The organism is Stetteria hydrogenophila (assembly GCF_054657575.1).
Genome location: NZ_BAAHYL010000002.1, coordinates 540524 through 563143 on the forward strand (window position 1 = coordinate 540524; position 22620 = coordinate 563143).

The window sequence follows — 22620 nt, forward strand, 5'->3', positions numbered from 1 at the left end:
GCGAGCGCAACACTCCACGTCGGTGGGCTGGACTCCCATAGTTAAAGAGCCGCCGCCCTCCCACGGGGGAATGGTGGCTGGCCGCCCATGGAGCCCTTCGGGCTAGTGGGGTTTGTGACTGACTTCGGCGAAGGCCCCTACGCCGGGGCCCTTAGGGCTGTGGTCAAGTGCCTGGGGGCGGAGCCCGTGGACCTGGACCACTCGGTCCCCAGCTTCAGCGTAATCGCGGGGGCGTACGTCACCTTCTCCCTCTACAAGTGGCTGCCCCCGGGCTCCGCGGTGGTCGCGGTGGTCGACCCCGGCGTCGGGGGGCCTAGGAGGCCACTCCTCGTTGAGACCAGGAACTACTACCTGGTGGGCCCCGACAACGGAGTCCTCTACCCGGCCGCCGCGGATGACGGGGTCTCAAGGGTCTACATCCTCGACCCGGATAGGGTGGCTAGCCTCGTGAGGGAGAGGGCTAGGTGCCCCGGCTTCCACCGGGGCTGGAGGGTCTCCAACACCTTCCACGGGAGGGACGTCTTCACGCCGGCCGCGGCGCTGGCGGCGACTGGGGTCGAGCCGTCGAGGCTGGGCGATGAGGCGGACCCCGAGAGCGTGGAGAAGCTGGAGGTCGTCTGGGAGAGGGAGGTTAGGGGCAGGCTCACCGTTAAAGTCGTCTACGTCGACAGGTTCGGCAACGTGGCCCTGAGCACTAGGAGGATGCTCCCCGAGGGGGCCGAGGTCGAGGTGACGGACCTCAGGGGGCACGCGTGGAGGGTCCGGGTGGGGAGGACGTTCAGCGACGTGAGGGAGGGGATGATGGTCATGTATCTGAACAGCTTCGGCTTCCTGGAGATAGCGGTCAACAAGGGGAGCGCCGCGGAGCGGCTGCACGCGAAGCCCGGGGACAGGCTGAGCCTAAGGGTCATCAAAAGCTCTAATCAGTGAACGCGCTCCACGCGCACCCCGCGCAGAAGGCCAGACCTAGCCAGCTCCTCGTACCAGCGGCACTCCAGCTCCACGTCGGAGCCCTCAATCTTCGCCGCCATCCCCTCAAGGGGGTGCCGCGGGGGCTCCGGCACCCCCGGCGGGGGCTCGCGGCCGGCGTACCTCCACCTCAGCCTCCCCCCGCGCCTCTCCAGCCTCCACCAGTACCTGCCGTAGTACTCGTAGACCACGAGCGCCCCCGTCTCGGGGTCCCTCTTGTAGACCCTGTGGAGGGGCTTCAGATAGTACCCCGTCCCCCTGAGCCTGGCGTTGTAGGAGTAGACGGTTGCTAGCAGCTCCTCCACCGCGGCCCTGAACGCGTCGAGGCCATCCACGAGGCGGACCCTGCACTCGGAGCCCCGCTCCAAAAGGCTAACCCCCGCGGGGAGGGCTAGGTCGGCTCTTCCACCCCATCCCCCCGTGGGGGGTTGGATCGTCGCAGGCGCACTTCATCGCCCTCCCCGCTGGGGGCCTGCGCCGCGGGAGGACTATTAACCCCGCGCCGGCCGGCTTTATCGTTGAACGGTGAGGAGATGCACCTCCACCGACCCCGAGCTTGGGGGGTGAGGTGAGGGCAAGAGGCCGAGGGTCTCGAGGGGCTTGCTAGGGGTGCCCGTGGTTCCATGGCTCCGGGGGTCACGGTTGGCCTGACAGCGTCGGGCGGGGGGCACACGGGGTACGCTAGGGCTATAGGCCTGGAGCTCGCCAGGCTCGGCGCTGGGCTGGTGTTCTACACGCCTAGGGGCGACTCTTGGAGCCGGTCCCGGGTGGAGGGGCTGGGCCGGGTAGTCGAGACGCCTATGCCCAGGCTCTACTGGGAGCCCCTCTGGAGGACCCTCCACAGGTGGCCGGGGGCGCTCCTCGAGGCCCTCCGCAAAGTGCCTGGGAGCCTCTCGGCCCTCGTGAACTGCGGGAACAACCACGCCGTCCCCCTGAGCTTCGCCGCGTGGCTGAAGGGGGTGCCGGTGGTCAACGTTGAGAGCAGCGTGAGGTTCACGAGCCCGGGGAGGACGCAGGCGGTGGTGCGTAGGATAGCGGCGGTGACGCTGGTGCAGTGGGAGGAGCAGCTGAGGATCCACCCGGGCGCGGTGGTGGTTGGCCCCCTCTACGAGCCGCCCCGGTACGAGCCGAGGGATGAGGGCTACGTCCTCGTGACGGCTGGAACCATGGGGTTCAAGAGGCTCTTCGACGCGGTGCTCGAGGCTGGGCTGGAGCGCCTCGGCCTCGGGGTGGTGCTCCAGACGGGCAGGGTCGACCCGGGGCCCTACAGGGCGGCGAGGCCGGGGTGGAGGGTGTTCAGGTTCGACCCCGACTTCGAGAGGTGGCTCGCTGGGGCGAGCGTGGTGGTGACCCACTTCCCCGGGAAGACGGGGATGGAGGCCGCGCTCGCCTACAGGAAGCCCGTGGTGCTCGTGGCCCACCCGGAGCTTAGGCTCTCCGCGAGCGTCAGGGACGGCCCCATCTACGCCGGGAAGATCGGGGCGGTCTACCTGGAGGACCCCACGCCCCGTGGGGTCCTCGAGGCGGTGAGGGAGGCGCTAGGCAGGGAGCCGCCGAGGATCCCGAGCGGCGCCCCGAGGGCTGCGAGGGAGGTGCTCTCCGTCGCCCGAGGCGGCTAGCCCTCGGGCTTGAACTCGATGACCCTCCTAGCCATGGCCTCCACCTTGTCCACGAGCACCTCGACCCCTATGCCCGGCTTCTCGGGCGCCGTTATCGTGCCGTCCCTGTTCAGCGTCCACGGGGGCTCAACGATGTCCTCCTCGTAGTACCTATCGCTCGCGCTCACGTCGTTGGGGTACTTGACGCCGGGGAGGGTTGCGAGGGCGACCAGGTGCCCCCTGCCCACGCCGGTCTCCAGCATGCCCCCGATCCAGAGGGGCCTGCCGAAGACCCCGTGCCAGAGGTCGTGTATCCTCAGGCTCTCCATTATCCCCCCGACCCTCCCGGGCTTCACGTTTATCACCCACGCAGCGTTGAGCCTGTAGGCCCTCCTGGCGTCCTCGGCGTCCTTGATGCTCTCGTCGAGGCAGATCGGAGTCTCCAGGATCCTCGCCAGCTCCGCGTGGTCCACGAGGTCCCTCCAGTGGAGGGGCTGCTCGAGCATGAGGAGGTTGAACCTGTCCAGCCTCTTCAGGTGGAGGGCGTCCCTGAGCGTGTAGGCAGCGTTGGCGTCGGCCTGGAGGGGGGTGTCTGGGTACTCCCTCCTCAACGCCTCGAGGGGCTCGACGTCCCAGCCAGGCTTGATCTTCACCTTGACCCTCCTGTACCCCTGCTCGAGGTACCTCCCCACCACCCTCACCAGCTCCTCGACGCTCCGCTGGATCCCGACGCTCACCCCGCTCTCGATCCTACCCCTCACCCCGCCGATGTACCTCCACAGCGGCTTCCCGGCGAGCCTCGCCTCCAGGTCCCACACCGCCATCTCCAGGCCGGCCTTCGCCATCTCGTGCCCCCGAACCCTGGAGAACGCCTCCGACACCCTCCTAGCCTCGACCTCGGCGGGGAGCATGTGCGCCAGGTAGTCGCGGATGACGTGGAGGGCGGTCTCGTGCGTCTCGCAGCTGTACCACGGCCCCTCCCCCGCCACCACCTCGGCCCAGCCCTCCTCGCCGCCCCGCTCCTCCACCCTCACGAGGAGCGCGGGCCTCTCCAGGGTCCTCCCGAAGCTGGTCTCGAAGCCCTCCCTCAGCCTGACCCACACCTCGTAGACCCTGACCCTCCTCAGCACGGGCAACGCCGCCGCCCCCGCCGGGCGGGGATCCCACCCGGGTGGCGCTACTTTATAGGCTCCAGGCTGGCGGCCAGCATTAACCGCGTGGGTCGCCGCCGGGGTGGCCCAGGGTTGGGGTTGGAGGTTAGGCCTCTCCGGGATCCCTCGGAGTTCGCGGAGGCTGTGGAGGTCCAGAGGCTGGCGTGGGGGATGAGCGACTACCGCGACGCCGCCCCGCCCCACCTGCTGAGGGCTCTGGCGGACAACGGGGGCCTCGTGCTCGGCGCCTTCCTCGACGGGAGGCTGGTGGGCGTCTCCTACGGGTGGTTCGTGGGGTCGCCGGGCGACGGCTACTTCTACAGCCACGCCACCGGCGTGGCTGAGGGCGTGAAGTACAGGGGGGTGGGGTACGCGCTCAAGCTTGAGCAGAGGAGGAGGGTGCTCGAGAGGGGTTACAGGCTCATCAAGTGGACCTTCGACCCCCTCCAGTCCCTCAACTCCAACTTCAACCTGGCCAAGCTGGGGGTCGTGGTGAGGGTCTACGTGCCCAACTACTACGGGGAGATGAGGGACTCGATCAACGAGGGCCTCGCGAGCGACAGGGCGAAGGCGGAGTGGTACATTGACAGCGAGAGGGTGAGGCTCAAGCTCGAGGGCAAGCTGAAGGCGGCGCCGGCGGAGGCCATACTCGAAGCCGGCGGCGCCGTCGCCCTCGAGAGGAGGGTCGAGGGCGGCCTGGAGGCCCCCGGGGAGCCGAGGCTGGGCCTCGACGCCCCAGCGGTCCTCGTCGCCCTGCCCAGGAGCATCTCGAGCCTCAGGGACCGGGACCCCGGCCTGGCGGCGAGGTGGAGGCTCGCCACTAGGAGCGTCTACAGCCACTACCTCTCCCGCGGCTACCTCATGGTGGACTACACTAGGGACTCCAGCGGCGGGGGCTACGTGGTGCTAGCCAGGGACCCCATGGAGCCCGTGGTGTACCAGGCTACCCCTTCCTCTTCGCCCTGAGCCTGCAGAGGTGGGCGACGGCCGCCTCGTAGCCGAGGTCGAGGGGCCTCGCCACGCTGCTCTCCGTGTTCACCTCCAGCTGGACCGGCCTGCCGAGGTCGTCGTAGTCCCTCATCACCCTCACCCCGAGGTCCGCCTCCGCTATGAGGGTGGGCATGAAGGCCACGTCGTCGTGGCCGTTGACGCCCTCAACCGCGCCCCCCACGAGGAGTATGGGGACCCCCGTCAGCCTAGCCACCACCCTGAGGAACGCCGACACCTCGTCGAGGTCCATCGTCGGGATGCTGGGGGCGTCCCTCACCCTCGAGGGTATGTAGTCGGACTCGTAGGGGAGCATGAAGCCCACCACGAGGTTGACCCTCCTCGCCTGGAGGACCCTGAATATCTCCGGGACCGCCAGGTCCTCGTCTATGAACACTCCAACCCTCAGGCCGGCGAGCTCGAAGACCCCCGCCTCCCTCCCCGGGCTTATGCCGTACTCCATCTCCTTCCTCGTCACCGCCAGCTTCCTGTACTTGCCGGCCAGGGCGCCGGAGGAGTTGACTGCGAACGAGGTGACGTAGAGCCTGGGCCCGGCCCTCTCGATGATGGGGCCGCTTATGATGTTGACCCTGTAGCTCTCGGCGAGCCTGGAGGCTAGGGACATCGTCTTCCCCGAGAGGGATCCCCTGTCGCTCAGCCTCTCAGCGCTCGACTTCAGGTAAGACCTGGCCTTCGACTCGGAGTGGTAGCCTATGATGGGCCCGGTGAGGGGGTAGGGCGGCGTGATGAACAAGTCTATCCCGGGCGGCTCGTTGGCGAGCGCCTCCAGCGCCTCGGCTAGCCTCTTACCGTTGATCCTGGATGAGTTGAGCCTCACCCTCTGGAACGCCACTCCGACCCTAACCAGCGGCACCTCCCTCAGCCTCCCTGTAGAGCGAGGCCCTGGAGAGGCAGTCGGCCAGCACCCGGGTGAACTCGTGGCCGCCGGGCGCCCTCCCCCTCGACGCCTCCTCCACTAGGCGGGCCAGGCCGCCTATCTCGCCGTAGATCCCGGCCAGCACTTCGACCCTGCTCTTCTCCCCCCTCTCGATCGCGTCTATCGCCGCCTCCAGCTCCCTCGTCCTCTCCTCGGAGACGAGGCTCGGGATCCTGCGGATGAGGGCGGCGTAGGGGCCGTAGTCCGCCTCCGACGCGCTGGCGGTGCGCCTGGTGAGGTAGTCGTACACCATCCTGCCCCTGAGGGTTGGCACCACGTACTCCCTCCTCCCCCCAACGACTACTATGTACCTCCTCCTCAAGAGGGTGTCAACTATCTTAGCGTACGTGCTCGGCCTCCCGATGCCCCTCTCCTTCATCAACGCTATGAGGTCCCCCTGGGTGAGCGGCGGGGCCAGGCGGGTCTTCCTCACGACGGGCCTCCAGGTGGAGTAGCCGAGGGGGAGCCTGGGCTCGACCCTCACGTAGGGCCACACGAGCGTGAACCCTGCCTCCGGCGGCTCCCTCGCCACCTCGACCAGCCTCTCCAGGGTGTACTTGAAGGTGAAGGGCTCGAAGTGAATCGTGTACCTGGCCCTCACCCCCTTAGCCTCCACCATCTGGCTCGCCATGAACCTCCTGAATATCAAGTCGTAGAGCTCCAGGTGCCTCCTCGTCACCTCCCTCGCCAGCTCTATCGCCCCCTCCTCGAGGAGCATCGCGAGCCTCTCCGCGTCGATCGGCCTCGTGGGGCGTATCGCCTCGTGGGCCCCTCCCTCGCCCCACCTCCTCGGCTTGTAGAGGCTCCTGTAAGCCTCCCCGAACCTCTCCTCGAGCCACTGCCTGGCGACCTCGAGGCCCTTGTCGCTCACCCTCGTCGAGTCCGTCCTGTGGTAGGTTATGAGGCCGAGCTCGAAGAGGTCCTGGGCGAGCCTCATCGCCTGGGGGGCGCCTAGGCCGAGGATCCTGCTGGCGTCGGCTAGGAGGGTGTCAGTCGTGTAGGGGGGCGGCGGGTTTAGGGTGACCTCCCACTCCTCGCCCTCAATCCTGACCTCCACCTCCCCGCCCCTCTTCGCCGCGTCCCTAGCGTGCCTCACTACCTCCAGGAACTCCCTGTAGGAGGGGTCCTCCGGGGGGACCTTGACGACGATCGTGACCGCCTCCCCGCCGGGGGCCTCGTGGTAGAGCGTGACCTGGTCCACGGTCTTCTTCGCCCGCTCCGCCGCCTCGACCACCCAGCCCAGGGTGGGGGTCTGCACCCTGCCGGCGGAGAGGTTGTAGTAGTACCTGTTCTCCCTGCACGCCCTGGCGTCCGCGAGGTTCACCATCCTAGCCTTCGCCTCCGTGTTCTCCGTGGCCCTCTCCTCCACCACTGGGCAGTAGTGGCGGCTCCAGAAGTCGCACCAGAGGAGGGGGCTGAGGGTGAAGCCTATCCAGCGGTCCTCAACCCTCCTCACTATCTGCGCGTCCACAAGCCTGTCGTCGAAGCTCCTGAGGCTCCTGAGCGCCGCGAGTATCGCCCTCCTGGTCACCTCGTGGAACTCGAGCCTCATGATCCTCCTCGAGTAGGGCTTGATGAGGAGGGCGACGTCCCAGCCTATCTTCTCTCCCTCAGTGTCGGGGTCCGTTCCTATGAGGACGTAGTCAACCTCCCACGCGAGCCTGCGGAGGTCCTCCACCACCGCCCTGGAGTCCCTTATCCTGGGGCTGCCGCAGTAGGGGCACCTGGGCTCCTCCCTCGTGAACTGGGCCCCGCAGTCGAGGCACCTCTTGATGCTGGTGTAGACCGGCACGTACCCGCCGTCGCCGTCGACGAGCACCCCGAAGAGGTTGCTGACCCCGCGCCTGGAGAGGCTGGGCGGCACGTCCCCCGGCTGCTCGTCGGTGGCCAGGTCGTAGACGTGGCCCCCGCTCGCGGCTATGAGGAGGAGGTAGTCGCCGGTGGAGACCTCGTAGACCCTCAGTCCCCCGGGGAGGATCCTCGTGCTAGGCCTCCCGAAGAAGCCCGCGATGGTTCTAGCCTTGTTGGGGGACTCCACGACTAGGAGGGCGGTCTTCACCAGGTCCACCGCGGCGCCCGCCCTGCCCTTGAGTATCTCCTCCACCCTCCTCCTCTCCTCCTCGATCTCGGCCTTCAGCTTGTCCAGGTCTATCTCCTCGAGCGGCTTCCACTCGACGTCGGCCATCCACCTCGTCCTCTCCTGCAGCCCCCTGAAGACCCTGGGGTCGTCCACTATGACTATGCTGAGGCCCTTCGTCAGGCCCCCCGCGTAGAGCCTGCTCGTCCTCCCGCTCGCCTGCATGTACGTCGCCGGGTCGGGGACTAGCACGTACCTCTTCCCGTCCTCCTCCACCACGCCCACGTCGGCCCTCTCCCTGAGCGCCCTCCAGACCTCCTCGTCGCTCATCGCCTTGAGGAGGAAGTTGTAGGCGCTCCACACGGCGTGCGTCGGGGATCCCTCGCCGCCTATGTCGCCCTGCACCACCCTCTCCGTGAGCGCCTGTAGGGCCGCGGGGCTCAGGCTCCTGAGGATCCTCCTCAGCCTAGCCATGTGCCTCCTGGCCTCGCTGGCCACGTCCCCCACGTCAACCTCGGCGAGGACTGCTAGCAGCCTCATGAGCCTGGAGGGGTGGGGCTCGCCGATGTCTGCGGGGAACTTGTGCCTGGGGACGCCCGCGAAGACGGCGTACTTCACCCTCGCGGGGAGGTCGAGGCCCCTCACGAGCGCCCCGTAGTAGTTCGCCACGCCTACGAGGACCGGGATCCTCCCCTCGGCGAAGTCCTCGAGTATCCTCAGGGGCTTCCTGGCGTGGTAGGCCTCCGCCTCGACTCCGGCCTCCCTCAGCATCTCGGCGAGCCTCTCGGCCCCCTCCACGCCCTCGTCTACGGGCACGAAAACCAGGACGCCGTCGCCCAGCCTCTTCACCAGCTCAACCGCCCTCGCGTACTTGTCCCCGTCGGCGTGGGTGTAGGTGTCGACCACGTTCCTGAACCCGACGTCCCCGCGGCCGCCAGCCTCGAAGCCGAGGAGGACCCTGAAGAGCCTGACCCTCCTCCCCCGGGGCCTCCCCGTGGCGCTTGAGACTATGAGGGACGCCACGCCCCTCCTGTAGCCCTCCAGCCTCCTCTTGATCTCCCCGGCCTCCCTGGAGAGCTGGTCCAGCTCGCCCCTCAGCTCCTCCAGCTCCCTGCGCAGCTCCTCCACCCGCCTCCTCCTGCGCTCCGCCTCCTCCCTGCTCCTCGCCGCCCTCGCCCTGAGCTGCTGGATCAGGGCGTGGAGCCTCCTCACCCTCTCGCTCAGCCTCACCAGCCTCCTCTCGATGTAGAGGAGCTTCTCCGCCTCCTCGAGGGCCTCGACGGGGAAGCCGACGACGCGCAGTAGGGCGTCGACGCTCTTGCCGCTCCTCAGCACCGCGTCAACGTCGTCGACGAAGACCAGCCTGAAGAGGCTCTGCAGCTTGTGGGCGTACCTCCTCATGAAGGCAGCTGTCGTGACGAGGACGTCGTACTCCCCCCGGTTGAAGGCCTCGAGCGCCTCCCTCCTCGCCCTCAGGCTCATCTTCGAGTGGATCCCGAGGATCCTCGGCCTGCAGCCCTCGAGCGAGTCGAGGTAGGCGTTCATCTTCTTCAGCGCCTGCTCCACGAGGGTGGTGGTGGGGAAGACTAGGTAGGACTTCTCCCCCCTCCCGCAGGCCAGGTAGAGGGCTGCGATGATGCCGAAGGTGGTCTTCCCCACGCCGGTCGGGGCTATGATGGAGAAGCTGTCACCCCTAAGCAGCCGCCTGGCCCAGGTCCTCTGGGCCCCCCAGGGCGGGGATCCCACGGCGGCCTCGAAGTACCTCGCGAACTCCCTGAACTCCTCCTCGAGCCTGCATACCTCCCCCAGGCCGCCCTTGTCCTTCAGCCTCCCGCAGACCTCTAGGACGCCCTCCGCGCCCGCTGGGGGCTCCGGCATGCACCTCTCGCACGGCAGGCCGCGGGCCAGCCTGGCCTCAGTGTTGGGCCCGCCGCAGACGGGGCAGGCGTGCCTGTAAACCCCCCTACCCACCGCCGACTCGGCGCCGCTTCCGGCGGCGCTTCCGCTCAATCAAGCCACCCTAAAGCATCTCAATCAACGCATCCACCATTTTAACCCTCCCCCTTCCAGTTCTATTTCGGAGACACTGTTCAAGGCCGCCACTCAAGCATTCTCCAAGTCCCACTACCCTAGAACCACTCCAAGCCCCCGCGCGGGTGGGGGGCGCGGGGGCTGGAATGGGGGAGTGGCGGGGGTGTGTGCTAGAGTAGCCTGATTATGCTCGTGGACGCCTTGATCCTGGCCTTGACCTTCACGCCCGCCTCGCCGCCCGTCTTCTCGGCGATGAGCCTCGTGGAGTGGAGCCTCTCCTCCTCAATGTTGTACGTCTTGTCCTCGCCCTGCACCTCCACGCGGAGGCTTGACGAGTCCACGTCGGCGTCGAGCCAGTACTCGCCCTTGCCCTCGGGGGTTGCCTGGACCTTTAGGGCTGAGGAGTCGAGCTTAGCGTAGACCCCGCCGCCCCTGGCGAGCGCTATGCTGGCCTTGACGCCGCTCGAGTCGGCCTTGACGCTTAGGTAGTCGAGGGGCTTGCCGGCCTCGATTTTGACGGCGCTCGCGTCCGCCAGCACTCCCACCGCCTTGAGGGGGGCCTCGACCGTGACGCTCGCCGCCTCCACCGTCAGCCTGGCGGTCCTCCTCTCCGCAGCCTCCTCTACGTGGAGCTCGACGCGCCCCCGGGGCCACCTGTAGCCCGTGACCCTGACCCTCCCCTGGGGGCCCTCCCGGATCCTCACGGTGCTCGAGTCCGCCTTGACGACTAGCACCACTGGCCCGTCGACGCGCTCCTCGGCTTCAACCCTGGCGCCCAGCGCCCCCGTGACGGCGCCGAGTGTCCTCGACAGCGCCTCGCCGAGTAGGGTGGACACCGTGGAGACCGCTCCCCCGACAGCCTCCCTGGCCAGGTAGAGGTCGGCCACGTCCCTGAACCAGAGCCTCCTCCTAGCCCTCTCCGGCACGCCTACCACCCCTGACCAGAGACGCGGAGCCCCCCTGGGGGCGCCTGCGGGCGGGCCGGGCGAGCTGGAGGATCCCGGGGAGCCCGACGCTTGAGACTGCCTCCCCGTACTCGCGGGCGAGGCTGCCGGCCAGCTCCGGGGGGAGGCTCCTGATGCTCGCCCTGAACCTCAGCCTGCTCCCCACCCTCCAGAGCGCTAGCTTGGCCCGAAGCCTGAGGTGGAGGGCTGCAAGCAGGGCCGCCAGCTCCAGGGCTCTAGCCGCCGTGGCCGCGGCGCTCGCCAGCCTCCTTATCGCCCGCAAGCCTCACCACCAGCCTCCTACCCCTCCTCTCGACCTCGACGACTCCAAGCTCCTCGAGCCTCCTCACGCGCTCCCTGACGACGCTCCTGGAGGCGGTGCCCCTGATCCTCCTCACCTCCCTCTCCAGGCCCCTCAGGCTCATGGGCCCGTTGACGGCTAGCGCCTCCACTATCGCCCTGGTCACCCCGTCGTCCATGGCTTCCCGGCCGGCGCCCGAGAGGGCCTCGACGACCCTCCTCGCCGCGGCCACCGCCTCCTGGGCGGGCGAGGCGAAGGCGATGGCTATCTCCGCCGCGAGCCTCGCCTCGGAGCCCGCCAGCTCCTCGAGCCTCTCCAGCCTCTCGAGGACCTCGGCTAGCATCGCCTCGATCCTCCTCAGCCTCTCCTCCAGGCTCACACCCTAGGCGCCCCCAGGGTGCAGCGCCGGCCCCAGGGCTGCCCTTCAGCCTACTCCTCCTCGAGCTCCCTCTTGACGGCCTTGGATATGAGGTCCACGATGTTAAACGCTTGGATCCTGGCCCTGAAGTACTCCCTAGTCATCTCGCCCGCGAGGTCCTCCGGCACGCCCTCCTCCCTGAGCTTCCTGTAGAACGCTGCGACGTCCCCTCCAACCTTCGAGCCGTCCATGGCTGATAGCAGCGTGTCGAGCAGCTTCTCCAGGGGCTCTCTGAGCTCCCTGATGAACTCCGAGACCGACCTCAGGACCTCCCTGAGCTCCTCGACGTCGCCACGCCCGCCTGCCTCCCCCGCGCAGCCGCCGGCGCCGGGCTCCTCCTCAACGATCCTCCTAGCCTCCTCCCTCTTCTCCTCGCTCACCACGACACCACCCCGAGCACTCAAGCTGGATGCAGCGTGGCCCGGGTATTCACGCCCTACCACATGGAGGTGGGCCATCGAGCACCCGCCGGCGCCGGGCCCCACCGGCTCTAGGGGAGCCGCGCGCTTAAGGGCATCCAGGCCGCGGGTGCCTGGGGCGAGGCGCGCCTCAGGGAAGCCCCCCGGGCATGGCGTCGACCGGCTCAAGGCGATTATAAGCTCCCGCGGGGGCTGTGTGGTAGCGGCGGGCGGGGCCCGTGAAGAGCACGGGGGTTCCAAGGCCGCGGGCGTCCCCGGCGCCGGTGAGGATGGCGTCCTAGACGGAGGTTCCGCCCACCCTCAGAGGCGCCCGCCCCCGGGTGCTCCTCGGGGCGTTTGGGCTGGCTAGCTTGCTAGGAGCGAGTCTAGCTTGGCGCGGAACCTCCTCCACCACTCCAGCGCCGCCTGGGGGTCCCTCGCTATCCTCTCCGCCCACTCGTGGCTCCCGACCTCCGCGGCTATCGTGGCGACCAGGTCCATGGTCTTCCTCGACTCCCAGGGCACCGGCTCCGCCCCGGCCCTCCTCCTGTACTCCGCGATCTCCCTGTACATCACGCGGGCGTGGCTGGGGGGGTCCACGGCGGCGCCCGCCTCCTCGTAGAGCCTGGGGAGGAGGGACTCGGCCCAGCCCCTGTGGAACCTGCACATGCCCGCGTTGTCAATGGAGTACTCCCAGAGCGCCCTCTTCAGGCTGGTCTCGGCGTAGTCCTCCGGCTCCATGAATGTGGGGGAGTAGTTGGTCCAGTACCTGCCGAGCACGTAGAGGGGGGCCACCATGCCGGGGCTCCAGTAGTAGTTGGGCGTCATGTACCACTCCCCGCCGAATGCTGCGTAGACCGCGAGGTCCCTGGGCCTCCAGCCCCCCGCGGCCTCGCCAGCCTCCCTCTCGACCTCCAGGGCGGCGCGCCTGAGGCCCATCCGGGCTAGGAGGGATCCCAGCCTGCCCCTAGCGTAGGCTATGTCCCTGAGGAGCGCCTCCGCTAGCTCGGCGTTCACCCGGCTGTCGCCGGGCTCGATGGTGAGCGGGTCGAGCCTGGGCGCCCTCGCGAGGCCCGCCTCGCTGGGGTGGAGCAGGCCCCTCGAGGTCAAGTCGAAGACCCAGGCGACCTCGTGCCCGGCCTCTATCACGTCCAGGCCGAGGCTGTCGACTAGCTCGACGAGCCTGGCGGCGTCGGGGAGGCGGAGGACGCCTATAAGCGGCCCCATGCCGTGGAAGGGCTCGTAGTCGACCTTCACCCTCCTCCAGATCTTCTTGCACGCCACCGGGCAGGGCTCCCCGCACGTCCTCCACTTCCCCGCGGGGCTCCCCTTGAAGACCTCCTCCTGGAAGGGCTTCCAGAAGTGGTCTAGTATGAGCTGGTGGAGCCTCACCCTCACCGCCGGGCTGTAGTAGATGGTGTTGTAGGCCAGGCAGGGGAGTAGCTCCCTGTAGACGAGGTAGTTGACGCCGAACGTGCCGCCCGTGCCCAGCTTCGGGTCCATCCTGTACTTCCTCGTCTTGCCGAGCACGGCGGAGGAGTAGCTGGAGCCCAGCACCTCCCGGGTTATCGCGTCGACCCTCCCCGGGTCGAGGAGCCCCCGGGCCCTCGCAGGGGACCCCGAGCCACCCATGACGAGCGCCGCGACGCCGTGGGCTTGGAGCATCACGCTCCCCCCGCCGCCCCTCGACGCAGAGTCCACCACGGGACTGGGGACGCCGGCCTCGATGGGGATGGAGAAGACTCCGGCGTTGACCGTGTTGGCGGCGGCGGGGCCGACGGTGAGGATCCTCCACTCGCCCCGCGACAGGGTGTCCTTGAACCTGGAGGCTATGAGTTCGTGCATCCTGTGCACGCCGAAGCCGCCGGGCTCCCCCTCCCTGAACGCCTCCTCAACCTCCCCCCTCACGGGCTCGACCCTGACCCTCTCGAGGGAGCCGTCCCTCCCCTCAACCACGACCGCGACAGGCTCCGGGGAGCTGCCCTCAAGCGCTACCCCGTGCACCCCGGCCCTAGCCATCGCCCAGGCGGCGCCGCCGAGCGTGCTCACGTGGAGCCCGCCCGAGACGGGGCTCCTGAAGACGAGGGCGACCCTGTTAGCGCCGAAGAGCCTGGTCAGGCTGAAGGGGCCGAAGCCTAGGAAGAGGGCGTTGCACTCAGCGAGGGGGTCGCAGGCCCAGCTCCGGTAGACCCTTGAGTGGAGGATCACCCCAGCATCGACCGGGCCGAGCGCGGAGTCAATAGTCTCGAGGCCCCAGTCGCCCCGGGAGACGTCGATCCTCAGCACCGTGTACTCCAACACTCAACCACCCGCTCCGGGCAACCCCACCGGGGCGGCTCCGGGTAGAGTCGCTCACCACCGGTCCTCCTCGGAGTCGCTCCACTTCGTCACAGCCGCCCCCGGGGCTAGCCTGGGAGGCGCCGGCTCTATTATGGTAACCCCCGCCCGCCCCGGGGCTAGGCGTGGCCCGGGGCGGGGACCCTCACGGCGGCGTAGCCCACTACCCAGGACTTCTCGCCCGTCACGTCGCCGCTGGTGGCGTACTTGAGCACGACCGCCTGGGAGGCGCCGTGGAGCCTGGCGAGGTAGAGGAGCGTCGCGACGGGGCCGGGGCCGCACATGGTGACGTTGTACTTCTCTATCACCGCGTAGAGCGCCTCGGGGTCGAGCCTCTTTATCGCTTCGAGCGCCGCCGAGTCCTTCTTGACGGCGACGTCGTGGGGGTCGTAGTGTGTGAAGTCGCTGCTGGCTATGAAGACTAGGTCGACTCCCAGCTCGTCCTGCACCGCCTTCACAGCCCTAGCCAGGTCCATCGCCACCTCGAGGCTCTGGTCCCTGAAGACTATGGGGACTAGCTTGGGCGGGTCCTTGAAGATGTACTGGAGGAATGGGACCTGGACCTCGACGCTGTGCTCGTAGAGGTGGGCGTCCTCGTCCGGCTCCAGGTAGCGGCTCCTCTCCACGAGGGCCTTGACGAGGTCAGAGTCGACCTCGACCTCGCCGAGGGGGGTCTCCCAGTACCCGCCGGGGTAGACGCTGAGGAAGGCCCCCATCCCCGTGTGGTTTGGCCCCGCCACCACCACGGCCTCCGGCCTCCCCTCCCGGGCGAGCGCGTGGTAGACGTGGGCCGCCACTGGGCCGCTGTACATGTAGCCTGCGTGGGGCGCGACGAAGCCGATGCTGGCCTTGACCCTCGTGGGGCTCGCCTCCGGGATCTCGCCGGGGCCGAGCCTGTGGGTGAAGGCCCACTCGATGAGGCGCACCAGCTCGCCCCTGTCCGCGGGGTAGAAGCTGCCCGCGACCGCGGGCCTCCTAACCTTCACCACTCCAACCATAACAGTCACCCCAGTGCCCGCGGTTAACACTAGTGTATCCCCGGCGTGCGCTTATTTTCAAACGCCTGGCCAGCCGCTGGGGGCGCGGCCGGCGCGGTGGACCGTGTTGACTGGGGCTGGAGCGGTGGTCCTCAGGCCTATAGGGTTCGTGAGGCACGGGTACAGCGACGAGGAGGTGAGGGCCCGGGACGGCGGGGTGGACGGGGTGGTCGAGGTTCTCCCCGAGTACGCCGAGGGCCTTGAGGGCCTGGAGGGATTCTCCCACATTATACTAGTCGCATACCTCCACAAGTCCCGGGGAGCCCCGCTCAAGGTGAGGCTGAGGAGGCTCGCGAGGCGCGGCTACAGGCTCGAGGACCTCCCCCTCGTGGGGGTCTTCGCCTCGGGATCCCCGGACAGGCCGAACCCGATAGCGTTGACTATAGCCCGCCTGAGGGCGGTGAGGGGCAGGATCCTCGAGGTCGGGGGCCTGGACCTCTACGACGGCACGCCGGTCCTCGACATCAAGCCCTACTCGCCGCGCTGGTGCGTCAGGGACGCTAGGATCCCCGGCTGGCTGGAGAGGCTGCTCGGGGGGCCCTAGCCGCCACGCTCCTCCTCGGGGGGCCTCCACCTGGTGTTGAATATGGCGTAGATCTCCTGGGCCCTCTTCTCCCCTATCCCCTCGACCCGGGTTAGCTGCGACACGCTTGCGTTCGCCACCGCCCTCAGCGTGCCGAAGTGCTGGAGGAGCCTCCGGGCGAGCTTGGGGCCCGCGAGGCCCTCGGCTACGTAGAGGATCCTCTCCATCAGCGTCGGGGGCTTCTTGTCGACCCTGAGCCTGACCACCCTCTTCTCCTCGGTCCTCCCCAGCGCCTTGGCCTTCGCGGCGAGCCACTCGACGGTGGCGTACCTGTTCGGGCTCGGCACCACCGGGATCCCCATGCCGAGGGCCAGCTCGTCTATAGCCCTCAGCACCGCCGCCATGCTCCACCCCGTCCTCTCCAGCCTGCCCAGCCACCCCTCGAGCACTATCACAGGCCTCGCCCCGTCCTCCGCCGCAGCCCTGGCGAGCCTCGCCGCCTGGTCCCAGAGCCTCCCGTCCCTGATGCTGTTAGCGAAGTCCTGGACAGTCTTCCTCTCCACGAGCACCGGGGGCTTCGCCCCGGAGGAGAGGAGGTAGTAATCCCCCGCCCCGAGCTTCGCCACCGCCACCCTCAACCCTTTAGCCTTGAGGAGCTCCACGACGTCCTCGACGCTCGAGGCCTCCCTGCTGTCGACCACCACGTCGACCGGCTGGAGGAGCTGGGCTGACAGCACTCCCATAGAGGCCCGTACCCCTTCAGGGGGAGCCGGGGGGAGGATCGTTAAAAGGCGGCTCTTGGGGCCTGGGCCTAGGCCCCGCTCCTCCTGCGGAGGTCTAGGCCGACCGCGGCGGCGGTGAGCGCGGCGCCTGCGGCCGCGAGGGCTAGGCCGGCCTTGAACGCCCAGGACTCGGCGGTGTGGAAGGCTAGCGTGCCGCCGACGGGCGACGGGGTCACCACCGCCACCGGGGTGCCGGTGAGCGGGGTGTTAACTGGTAGCCTGAGGAAGGTGGCCCCGTTCTTCACCACGAAGCGCTGGCCGGGGAAGTAGCGCCACTCGCCGGCGGCGGAGTCCCAGTAGTAGGCCTGGACCCCTGTGCCGGGGACCTGGATGTCGATGTGGACCGTTGGGCTGCCGCCCGTGACGCTCCAGTAGGCCATGATGTCTAGGAGGAGCTGGGGCTCGCCGAGCACTGAGGGGTCGCTGGCGCCAAGCGCGACGACCTCGGCTACGCTGAGCGGGTTGGAGACCATCACCGTCACGTTCCCGCTCGCGCCCGGGGGGAAGACTGGCGTCACGTCGACCCTCACGTTCCCAGCCGTCAGGGTGATGGTGGTGCCGTTGTCGGCCTCAGTAGCCAGCACCCGGGTGTAGTTGAGCCCCGTGGCGCTGTAGTAGTAGCCGCTCTCAACCGAAGCCGGGCTCCCCAGCGAGACGCTGGCGAACGCTAGGAGCACGCCGAGCATCATGAGTAGGACTCCGGAAGCCCCGAGGACCCCCGTAAGCCTGCCCGAAGGAGCGGTCAAGACCTACACCCGCCTACACTTCCAGGCCCTGAATGACGCGGCGCAGTCTATATTAAAGGGTTTCCCCCTCGGCGAGGCGGGTTCACCCGTCCACGCGGGTATTAATACCCCCCTCACGGCCGGCCTGGGTGGCCCTTCAGCGCTGGGGCTGGGAGGCGTAGACTTGGAGGGTGGCGCCGGTGGCTGGGTCCACCTTCAGGTCTAGGGGGAGCCTCCTAGCCGCCTCGGCCCAGTCGCGGGTCTCCGCGTAGAGCTGGACCAGCCTGGCCAGCGTCTTGTCCGCGTGGTAGACTGTCACGTTCCCCCTCCAGCCTATGACGAGGGAGGCCCCCTTCTGGAGGAGGATGCCCGCGAGGATCCTGGAGCCTGCGAAGCAGGTCGAGAGCACGTAGACGGACCCCTCCTTGACGTCGACGTACTTCTCTATGTACTGCTGCGTCACTGCTATGTAGGACTTGTTGTAGCCCACCGGCCTCGCGAGGGGTATGCCCTCCACCACGAGCCCCCGGGCCTGGAGGTCCCGGTACTTGCCCGGCTCGTACCTCTCCCCGGTGAAGAGGCCGATGACCGATGAGACCTCGCCCGTCTCGGGGTTGAGGTAGTTAGCCCAGCCCGTGTGCCCCCTGAAGATGACGACGTCGTAGTACTTGAGCAGGCTGAGGGAGTGGATGGTGAACGCGCTCGCCGGGATCACGGTCACGCTGCACCCGGCCCCCTCCAGGGTCGAAGCCACGAGGGAGGCCAGGCCCGGGTTTGGGTAGTCCTCCCCCAGCATGTCGATGTAGAGGACGCTGCAGGACCCCGGCGGGGCGGCGCTCTCGGCGCCCCGCTCGTAGCCCAGGCTGTAGCCGAGCCTGAAGGAGGCGAGCGACGCGGCGAGGAGGAGCAGCGAGAGCGCGGCGGCGAGCCTCCACCGGCCCCCCAGGCGCGCCTTGACGCCGAGGCTCCTAGGCAAAGCCAGCCCCGGCGCCGCGGGGATCCCCAGGGCCTCGTTTAAACCCAGACGCCCCACGGGGGCCCGGGGAGGGGTCGCGGGGTCGAGTTGGGGTCCGGGTCGAGGCGCGCGGCTGGAGCTCCACGGGCCACAGGCGTGCTAGCGGCCCTCCTCCTCGCGGCGGGCTTCTACCTCTCAGCCGCCGCCCTCGCCTCCGCCCTCGGCGGCTTCTGGCTGAGCGCCGACCGCAGGAGCGTCAGGGTCGACCCCGGAGTCTTCGGCTTCCACCCCGCAGCGGCGGGCGCCGCCGGCGCCGCAGCCCTCGCCGCAGGCCTCGCGCTGCTCCTCCTCGCCCGCCCCACGAGGCCGTCCCCGGGGATCCTCGCCGCCGCCATAGCCCTGATCGAGGTCCCCGCGGGCCTCTGCTTCACGGTCTACGCCGCGAGCCACAAGTGCTCGTGGCTGGCGTGGAGGCTCGCCGTGCTCGAGAGGAGCCCGTGGGCCCTCGCCTCGGTCCCCGCCTTCCTGGCACTCGCAGCCGCGGCGGGGCTCGCGGCCCTCCGCCCCCTCGCCTCCCGGGCGCGGGGGGCGCAGCCGAGCCCCGGGGGCGCCCCACGTGGGGGCGTTGACAGGGCGCTCCTCTACGCCGGGCTGGCGCTTGCGGTCGCCACGGTTGCCCTGCCCCACCTGCCCCCCTTCAACCCCTCGATGGCCGTGGTGTCGGTGGACACGAGGTTCAACCTCGCCTGGCTCGGGGTCCTCGAGGAGCGCGGGCTCGTGGAGGGGCTGAGGGAGACGATGCCCGCCCTGAGGCCCCTCTACATGCTCTTCATCTACGCCGCCTCCAGGCTAGCCCCCATGGAGCCGGCGGTGCTCTTCGACGTAGCCCTCCCCATGGCGGGCCTGCTCCTCTTGACCCTCGCCACGTACTGGGCCTCCGCCCGCCTGGGATCCCGGAGCCCCGGCCTCGCCGCGCTCGCCGCCCCCCTCTACTGGGGGCCCGCCTTCGCCTACGGGGGGTTCCAGACCAACCTGCTAGCCCTCCCCCTCGGCCTCGCAGCCTACACGCTCCACGCCACGGGCAGGACCCTCGCCTCCACCCTCGCCCTCCTACCCCTAGGCCTCTGGCACCCCTGGACGCTCGCCTACTACGCCGCCTCCGCGGCCTACTACTCCCTAGCCGTCGAGTCGAGGCCCCGCAGGGCCCTCGCCCCCCTCGCCGCCTCGGCCGCCTCCCTCTCCGCCCTCTACCTCCTCCTCCACTCCACCGGCTCCCCCGGCGCGATCGCGTGGCTCGCGAGGCCCGCGGAGCCCCGGGGGCCCAGCCTCGGGGGGGTGGCGTTCGCACTCCAAGTCTACGTCTGGGGCACTATGGCGAGGCCCGAGGTCCAGGCCCCCGCCGCGCTCGCGGCGTGGAGGGCCGCGAGGGAGAGGAGGGGGCTCGCCCTAGCCGTGCCCGCAGCCCCCCTAGCCCTCGCCCTCCTCATGCGCCCCGCGTCGCTCTACAGGATGGCTCTGATGGCCCCACTGCCACTCCTCTACGCCGAGGCGGGGCCTGCGGCCCGCGCCCTGGCCCCGGCCGCGCTATCCTCCTGGCTCATACTCCTCGCAGGGAGCCCCCCGAGGGGGCCGTGAGGAGGGGGAGGGATCCCCCCGGGCTCCCGGGGGGTGCTCAGCCTTCACGCGCCGCCCGCGGGCCCATGATCTCGCGGAGCCTCTTCCTCGCCTCCTCGTAGGCGGCGGCGTCGTCGGGCTTCGTGGTCTTGGGGTCGAAGGGGTACCTGCTGAGCACCACCTTCACCGTGCCGTCCTCGAGGACCGCGAAGAGCTGGGGGAGCCAGGCCATGCCCAGCTCATCCGTGTCCCCGTGCTCGACGGCGTAGACGTAGTCCTCCTCCTTCACCTCAAGCTCGAGGCCGTGCTCCTCGGCGAGCCTCTGGGCAAGCTTCACCCAGGCCTTGTGGAGGGGGTGGTGCTTCGCGGTGTCGAGCACGAGCTTCACGACCCTAGGCACTCCAGGCGCACCTCGCCTAGCCCCGCGGCGGGGTGGAGGGTTTAATCCCCTACGCCCCCCGCCCCGCCCTCTCTTCCTCGCATATCCTCTTCATTACCAGGGCGTCCTTGTCGAGTATTGGGCTCTCGCTTATCACGACCGCGTCTATCCCCGTCTCTATGTATGCCCTGCAGACTATCCTCCAGTCGGGGCCGTAGCCCTCCTCCTCGAGGGTGTGGTGCCTCCTCTCGCCGCCCTTCCCGTACTCTATCTTCGAGAAGTGGGTGTGGAGGGGCCTAACCGCCCGGGATCCCAGCTCCCTCTCGATGAACTCTATCGCCTTCACCACCTCGTCGACGCTCCTCACGAAGCCTCCCTCCCTCCTGGCGTAGAGGTGCGCCCAGTCCACTGCGGGCCTGCACCTCTCCACCCTCCTGCAGATCTCCACGACCTCATCCAGGTCCCCGACCTGGCTCGCCTTCCCGGTGGTCTCGGGGGCCAGCTCGGGGTGCGCCACCCTGCCCTTGAGCTCCTCCAAGAGCCTTGCGAGCGCGTCGACGACCCTGTCCACCGCCTCCCTCCGGGTCTTGTTCCCCTTAACGTAGCCCGGGTGGAAGACGACTGCGTAGGCCTTCATCCAGTCGCTTGCAACCATCGCCGCCCTGAGCCTCTCCAGGCTCCTCTCCACCACGCCCTCATCCGGGCTGGAGAGGTTGATGTAGTAGGGCGCGTGCATGCTGAGCTTCACGTCGTACTTCTCAGCCTCCTCCCCGAGGCGGCGGGCCTTCTCCTCGCTGACCCTAACCCCCCTCACGGCCTCGTACTCCATGGCGTCGAGCCCGATGCTGGCCAGGTACTCGGGCGCCTTCTCGATGGCCCCCTTGAAGTCCAGGGGCTTACCGGCGGGGCCGAACCTGATCCTGCCCAACCCGCGCCGCACCCCTCCAGGGGGTTGGGGTTTGGGGCTGGAGTTAAGAGCGGGTCTAGACCTAGGCCCAGGATTGATTATAGAGCCCCGCCCGGCCCTGGCTCGCGGAGGGTGCTGGGCTGGCGTTGGCGGCGGTCAGGCCTCCGAGGGGGTTCAGGGACTTCCCGCCCGAGGTTATGATCCTGAGGAAGAGGCTGATAGCGCGCCTGGAGGGGGTGTTCAGAAGGTACGGCTACGACCCCATCGACACGCCGGTGGTGGAGTACTGGGAGACGCTCGCGGGGAAGTACGGGGAGGAGGCTGAGTCGAGGCTGATCTGGAGGTTCACCGACCCCTGGAGCGGCAGGGAGTACGCCCTCAGGTACGACCTCACCGTCCCCCTCGCAAGGTTCATAGCGAGCCACAGGGGGCTGCAGAGGCCCTTCAAGAGGTACCACATCGGCCTCGTGTGGAGGCACGAGGAGCCCCAGAGGGGGAGGTACAGGGAGTTCCTCCAGTGCGACGCTGACATAGTAGGGAGCCCGTACCCCGAGGCCGACGCTGAAGTGATAGACCTGACCGTCGACGCCATCAGGGAGCTCGGGTTCGAGGAGGGCTTCAGGGTGAGGGTGAACGACCGCAGGCTCCTCGCCGGAGTCTTCGAGGAGGAGCTGGGCCTCTCCGGGGAGACGCTCGTCAAGGTCTACAGGGCGGTGGATAAGCTGGACAAGATAGGCGTGGAGGGCGTGAGGGGGGAGCTGGAGAGGCTCGGCCTCCCCGGGAGGGTGGTCGACGCGGTGGTCGAGCTAACCAAGCTCCGCGGGCCCCCAGGCGAGGTGATGGCGCAGATTGAGGCCCGGTACGGCTCGAACCCTAAGGTCAGGGAGGCCCTCAGCCACCTCGGCGAGGTCATGGACCTCGTCAGCCACAGGGACAAGGTGGTGCTCGACTTCAGCCTCGTCAGGGGCCTCGACTACTACACAGGCCCCATACTCGAGGCGGTATTCGACGACGTGAGGATCGGGAGCGTCGCCGGCGGGGGAAGGTACGACGGCCTCATAGGCATGTTCACCGGGGAGAGCGTGCCCGCGACCGGGGTCAGCATAGGGCTCGAGAGGATCATAGACGCGGGCCTCGAGCTAGGCGTCTACAAGCTAGACGTCAAGACCTACACCCAAGTCTTCGTAGTCACCCTGGACAGGTCGGTGTTCAAGTACGCCTGGAGGGTGGCCCGGGAGCTCAGGCGCGGGGGGCTCAACGTGAGGGTCGACCTCTCCCGGGGGAGCCCGAGAAGGCAGAGGGAGAAGGCCAGGAAGGCCGGGATCCCGGTACTAGCCTTCGTCGGGCCCGCGGAGGCGGAGAAGGGCACCGTGGTCCTCTACTCCACCAGGACGGGGGAGAGGGTCGAGGCCCCCCTAGCCGAGGCGGCCCGGGCGGCCTCCAGGATACTCTAGCCCCCGGGCGGCGCGCGGGAGCCCCACTGTTTCCCGCTAAACGTTTAAACTAATCAATAGAATTAAATAGAATTAAATAGTGGCAAAGTTAGTTAT

Annotated in this window: 21 protein-coding genes; 6 read left to right on the forward strand and 15 right to left on the reverse strand. The window is 68.7% G+C overall.

The features are described 5' to 3' along the window. Positions 1 to 87 precede the first annotated feature (87 nt). A complete protein-coding gene (locus ACYQ3J_RS06205) occupies positions 88 to 930 on the forward strand; it encodes an SAM hydrolase/SAM-dependent halogenase family protein (RefSeq protein WP_460125887.1) in 843 nt (280 codons plus the stop codon). Here ACYQ3J_RS06205 and ubp read toward each other — a convergent pair. After that, complete coding sequence (ubp, locus tag ACYQ3J_RS06210) at positions 924 to 1337, reverse strand: UBP family nucleoid-associated protein (protein WP_460125889.1); 414 nt, start codon at positions 1335 to 1337, stop codon at positions 924 to 926. The two genes, ACYQ3J_RS06205 and ubp, sit on opposite strands and share 7 nt — an antisense overlap. A gap of 255 nt (positions 1338 to 1592) precedes the next feature. Here ubp and ACYQ3J_RS06215 point away from each other — a divergent pair, with 255 nt between their 5' ends. Next, on the forward strand, positions 1593 to 2588 hold the full coding sequence (locus ACYQ3J_RS06215) for a UDP-N-acetylglucosamine--N-acetylmuramyl-(pentapeptide) pyrophosphoryl-undecaprenol N-acetylglucosamine transferase (RefSeq protein ID WP_460125891.1): 996 nt from the start codon (positions 1593 to 1595) through the stop codon (positions 2586 to 2588). Here the strand turns inward: ACYQ3J_RS06215 and menC are convergent. Beyond that, the gene (gene menC / locus ACYQ3J_RS06220) at positions 2585 to 3697 is read right to left on the reverse strand and encodes an o-succinylbenzoate synthase (protein ID WP_460126272.1); all 1113 of its coding nucleotides are present in this window, start codon (positions 3695 to 3697) and stop codon (positions 2585 to 2587) included. The two genes, ACYQ3J_RS06215 and menC, sit on opposite strands and share 4 nt — an antisense overlap. Before the next feature lie 114 nt (positions 3698 to 3811). On the opposite strand from menC, the gene ACYQ3J_RS06225 reads away from it, so the two are divergent. Next, entirely contained in the window at positions 3812 to 4684 is an 873-nt protein-coding gene (locus ACYQ3J_RS06225; protein ID WP_460125893.1) for a GNAT family N-acetyltransferase, read from the forward strand. On the opposite strand, the gene ACYQ3J_RS06230 is transcribed toward ACYQ3J_RS06225, so the two are convergent. The 8 genes from ACYQ3J_RS06230 to amrB all read right to left on the reverse strand — a co-directional run bounded on the left by ACYQ3J_RS06230 (position 4662) and on the right by amrB (position 15146). Further along, positions 4662 to 5579: a carbon-nitrogen hydrolase family protein gene (locus ACYQ3J_RS06230; protein WP_460125895.1), complete on the reverse strand. Its 918-nt coding sequence runs from the start codon at positions 5577 to 5579 to the stop codon at positions 4662 to 4664. The two genes, ACYQ3J_RS06225 and ACYQ3J_RS06230, sit on opposite strands and share 23 nt — an antisense overlap. After that, the gene (rgy, locus tag ACYQ3J_RS06235) at positions 5566 to 9729 is read right to left on the reverse strand and encodes a reverse gyrase (RefSeq protein ID WP_460125897.1); all 4164 of its coding nucleotides are present in this window, start codon (positions 9727 to 9729) and stop codon (positions 5566 to 5568) included. The genes ACYQ3J_RS06230 and rgy overlap by 14 nt, the downstream gene beginning before the upstream one ends. A 191-nt stretch (positions 9730 to 9920) precedes the next feature. Beyond that, positions 9921 to 10676 carry a hypothetical protein gene (locus ACYQ3J_RS06240; RefSeq protein WP_460125899.1) on the reverse strand — a complete coding sequence of 252 codons (756 nt, stop codon included), beginning with the start codon at positions 10674 to 10676 and terminating at the stop codon, positions 9921 to 9923. Continuing rightward, entirely contained in the window at positions 10660 to 10977 is a 318-nt protein-coding gene (locus ACYQ3J_RS06245; protein WP_460125901.1) for a hypothetical protein, read from the reverse strand. Before ACYQ3J_RS06245 ends, ACYQ3J_RS06240 begins: the two co-directional genes overlap by 17 nt. Continuing rightward, positions 10931 to 11374: a hypothetical protein gene (locus ACYQ3J_RS06250; protein ID WP_460125903.1), complete on the reverse strand. Its 444-nt coding sequence runs from the start codon at positions 11372 to 11374 to the stop codon at positions 10931 to 10933. The genes ACYQ3J_RS06245 and ACYQ3J_RS06250 overlap by 47 nt, the downstream gene beginning before the upstream one ends. Before the next feature lie 50 nt (positions 11375 to 11424). Beyond that, positions 11425 to 11817 (reverse strand): hypothetical protein, encoded by a 393-nt coding sequence (locus tag ACYQ3J_RS06255; RefSeq protein WP_460125905.1) that lies wholly within the window; start codon positions 11815 to 11817, stop codon positions 11425 to 11427. Between the two features lie 360 nt (positions 11818 to 12177). Beyond that, the gene (locus ACYQ3J_RS06260; protein WP_460125907.1) at positions 12178 to 14112 is read right to left on the reverse strand and encodes an aldehyde ferredoxin oxidoreductase N-terminal domain-containing protein; all 1935 of its coding nucleotides are present in this window, start codon (positions 14110 to 14112) and stop codon (positions 12178 to 12180) included. 155 nt (positions 14113 to 14267) lie between these two features. Next, positions 14268 to 15146 carry an AmmeMemoRadiSam system protein B gene (gene amrB / locus ACYQ3J_RS06265; protein ID WP_460125909.1) on the reverse strand — a complete coding sequence of 293 codons (879 nt, stop codon included), beginning with the start codon at positions 15144 to 15146 and terminating at the stop codon, positions 14268 to 14270. Positions 15147 to 15252: 106 nt separating this feature from the next. On the opposite strand from amrB, the gene tsaA reads away from it, so the two are divergent. Then, positions 15253 to 15729 (forward strand): tRNA (N6-threonylcarbamoyladenosine(37)-N6)-methyltransferase TrmO, encoded by a 477-nt coding sequence (gene tsaA, locus ACYQ3J_RS06270; RefSeq protein ID WP_460125911.1) that lies wholly within the window; start codon positions 15253 to 15255, stop codon positions 15727 to 15729. On the opposite strand, the gene ACYQ3J_RS06275 is transcribed toward tsaA, so the two are convergent. The 3 genes from ACYQ3J_RS06275 to ACYQ3J_RS06285 form a co-directional block, all read right to left on the reverse strand. Continuing rightward, entirely contained in the window at positions 15726 to 16451 is a 726-nt protein-coding gene (locus tag ACYQ3J_RS06275; protein ID WP_460125913.1) for an ERCC4 domain-containing protein, read from the reverse strand. The genes tsaA and ACYQ3J_RS06275 overlap by 4 nt on opposite strands. A gap of 68 nt (positions 16452 to 16519) precedes the next feature. After that, complete coding sequence (locus ACYQ3J_RS06280) at positions 16520 to 17236, reverse strand: hypothetical protein (protein WP_460125915.1); 717 nt, start codon at positions 17234 to 17236, stop codon at positions 16520 to 16522. A 136-nt stretch (positions 17237 to 17372) separates the two neighbouring features. Continuing rightward, positions 17373 to 18191, reverse strand: coding sequence for a hypothetical protein (locus tag ACYQ3J_RS06285; protein ID WP_460125917.1), 819 nt, complete (start codon positions 18189 to 18191; stop codon positions 17373 to 17375). Positions 18192 to 18326: 135 nt separating this feature from the next. Here ACYQ3J_RS06285 and ACYQ3J_RS06290 point away from each other — a divergent pair, with 135 nt between their 5' ends. Beyond that, complete coding sequence (locus ACYQ3J_RS06290; RefSeq protein WP_460125919.1) at positions 18327 to 19805, forward strand: hypothetical protein; 1479 nt, start codon at positions 18327 to 18329, stop codon at positions 19803 to 19805. 37 nt (positions 19806 to 19842) lie between these two features. Here the strand turns inward: ACYQ3J_RS06290 and ACYQ3J_RS06295 are convergent, their stop codons facing one another. Together ACYQ3J_RS06295 and ACYQ3J_RS06300 are read right to left on the reverse strand one after the other, a co-directional pair. Continuing rightward, positions 19843 to 20184, reverse strand: coding sequence for a hypothetical protein (locus tag ACYQ3J_RS06295; RefSeq protein ID WP_460125921.1), 342 nt, complete (start codon positions 20182 to 20184; stop codon positions 19843 to 19845). A gap of 49 nt (positions 20185 to 20233) precedes the next feature. After that, positions 20234 to 21091 (reverse strand): deoxyribonuclease IV, encoded by an 858-nt coding sequence (locus ACYQ3J_RS06300; protein ID WP_460125923.1) that lies wholly within the window; start codon positions 21089 to 21091, stop codon positions 20234 to 20236. Positions 21092 to 21216: 125 nt separating this feature from the next. On the opposite strand from ACYQ3J_RS06300, the gene hisS reads away from it, so the two are divergent. Further along, on the forward strand, positions 21217 to 22524 hold the full coding sequence (gene hisS / locus ACYQ3J_RS06305) for a histidine--tRNA ligase (protein WP_460125925.1): 1308 nt from the start codon (positions 21217 to 21219) through the stop codon (positions 22522 to 22524). Positions 22525 to 22620 lie beyond the last annotated feature (96 nt).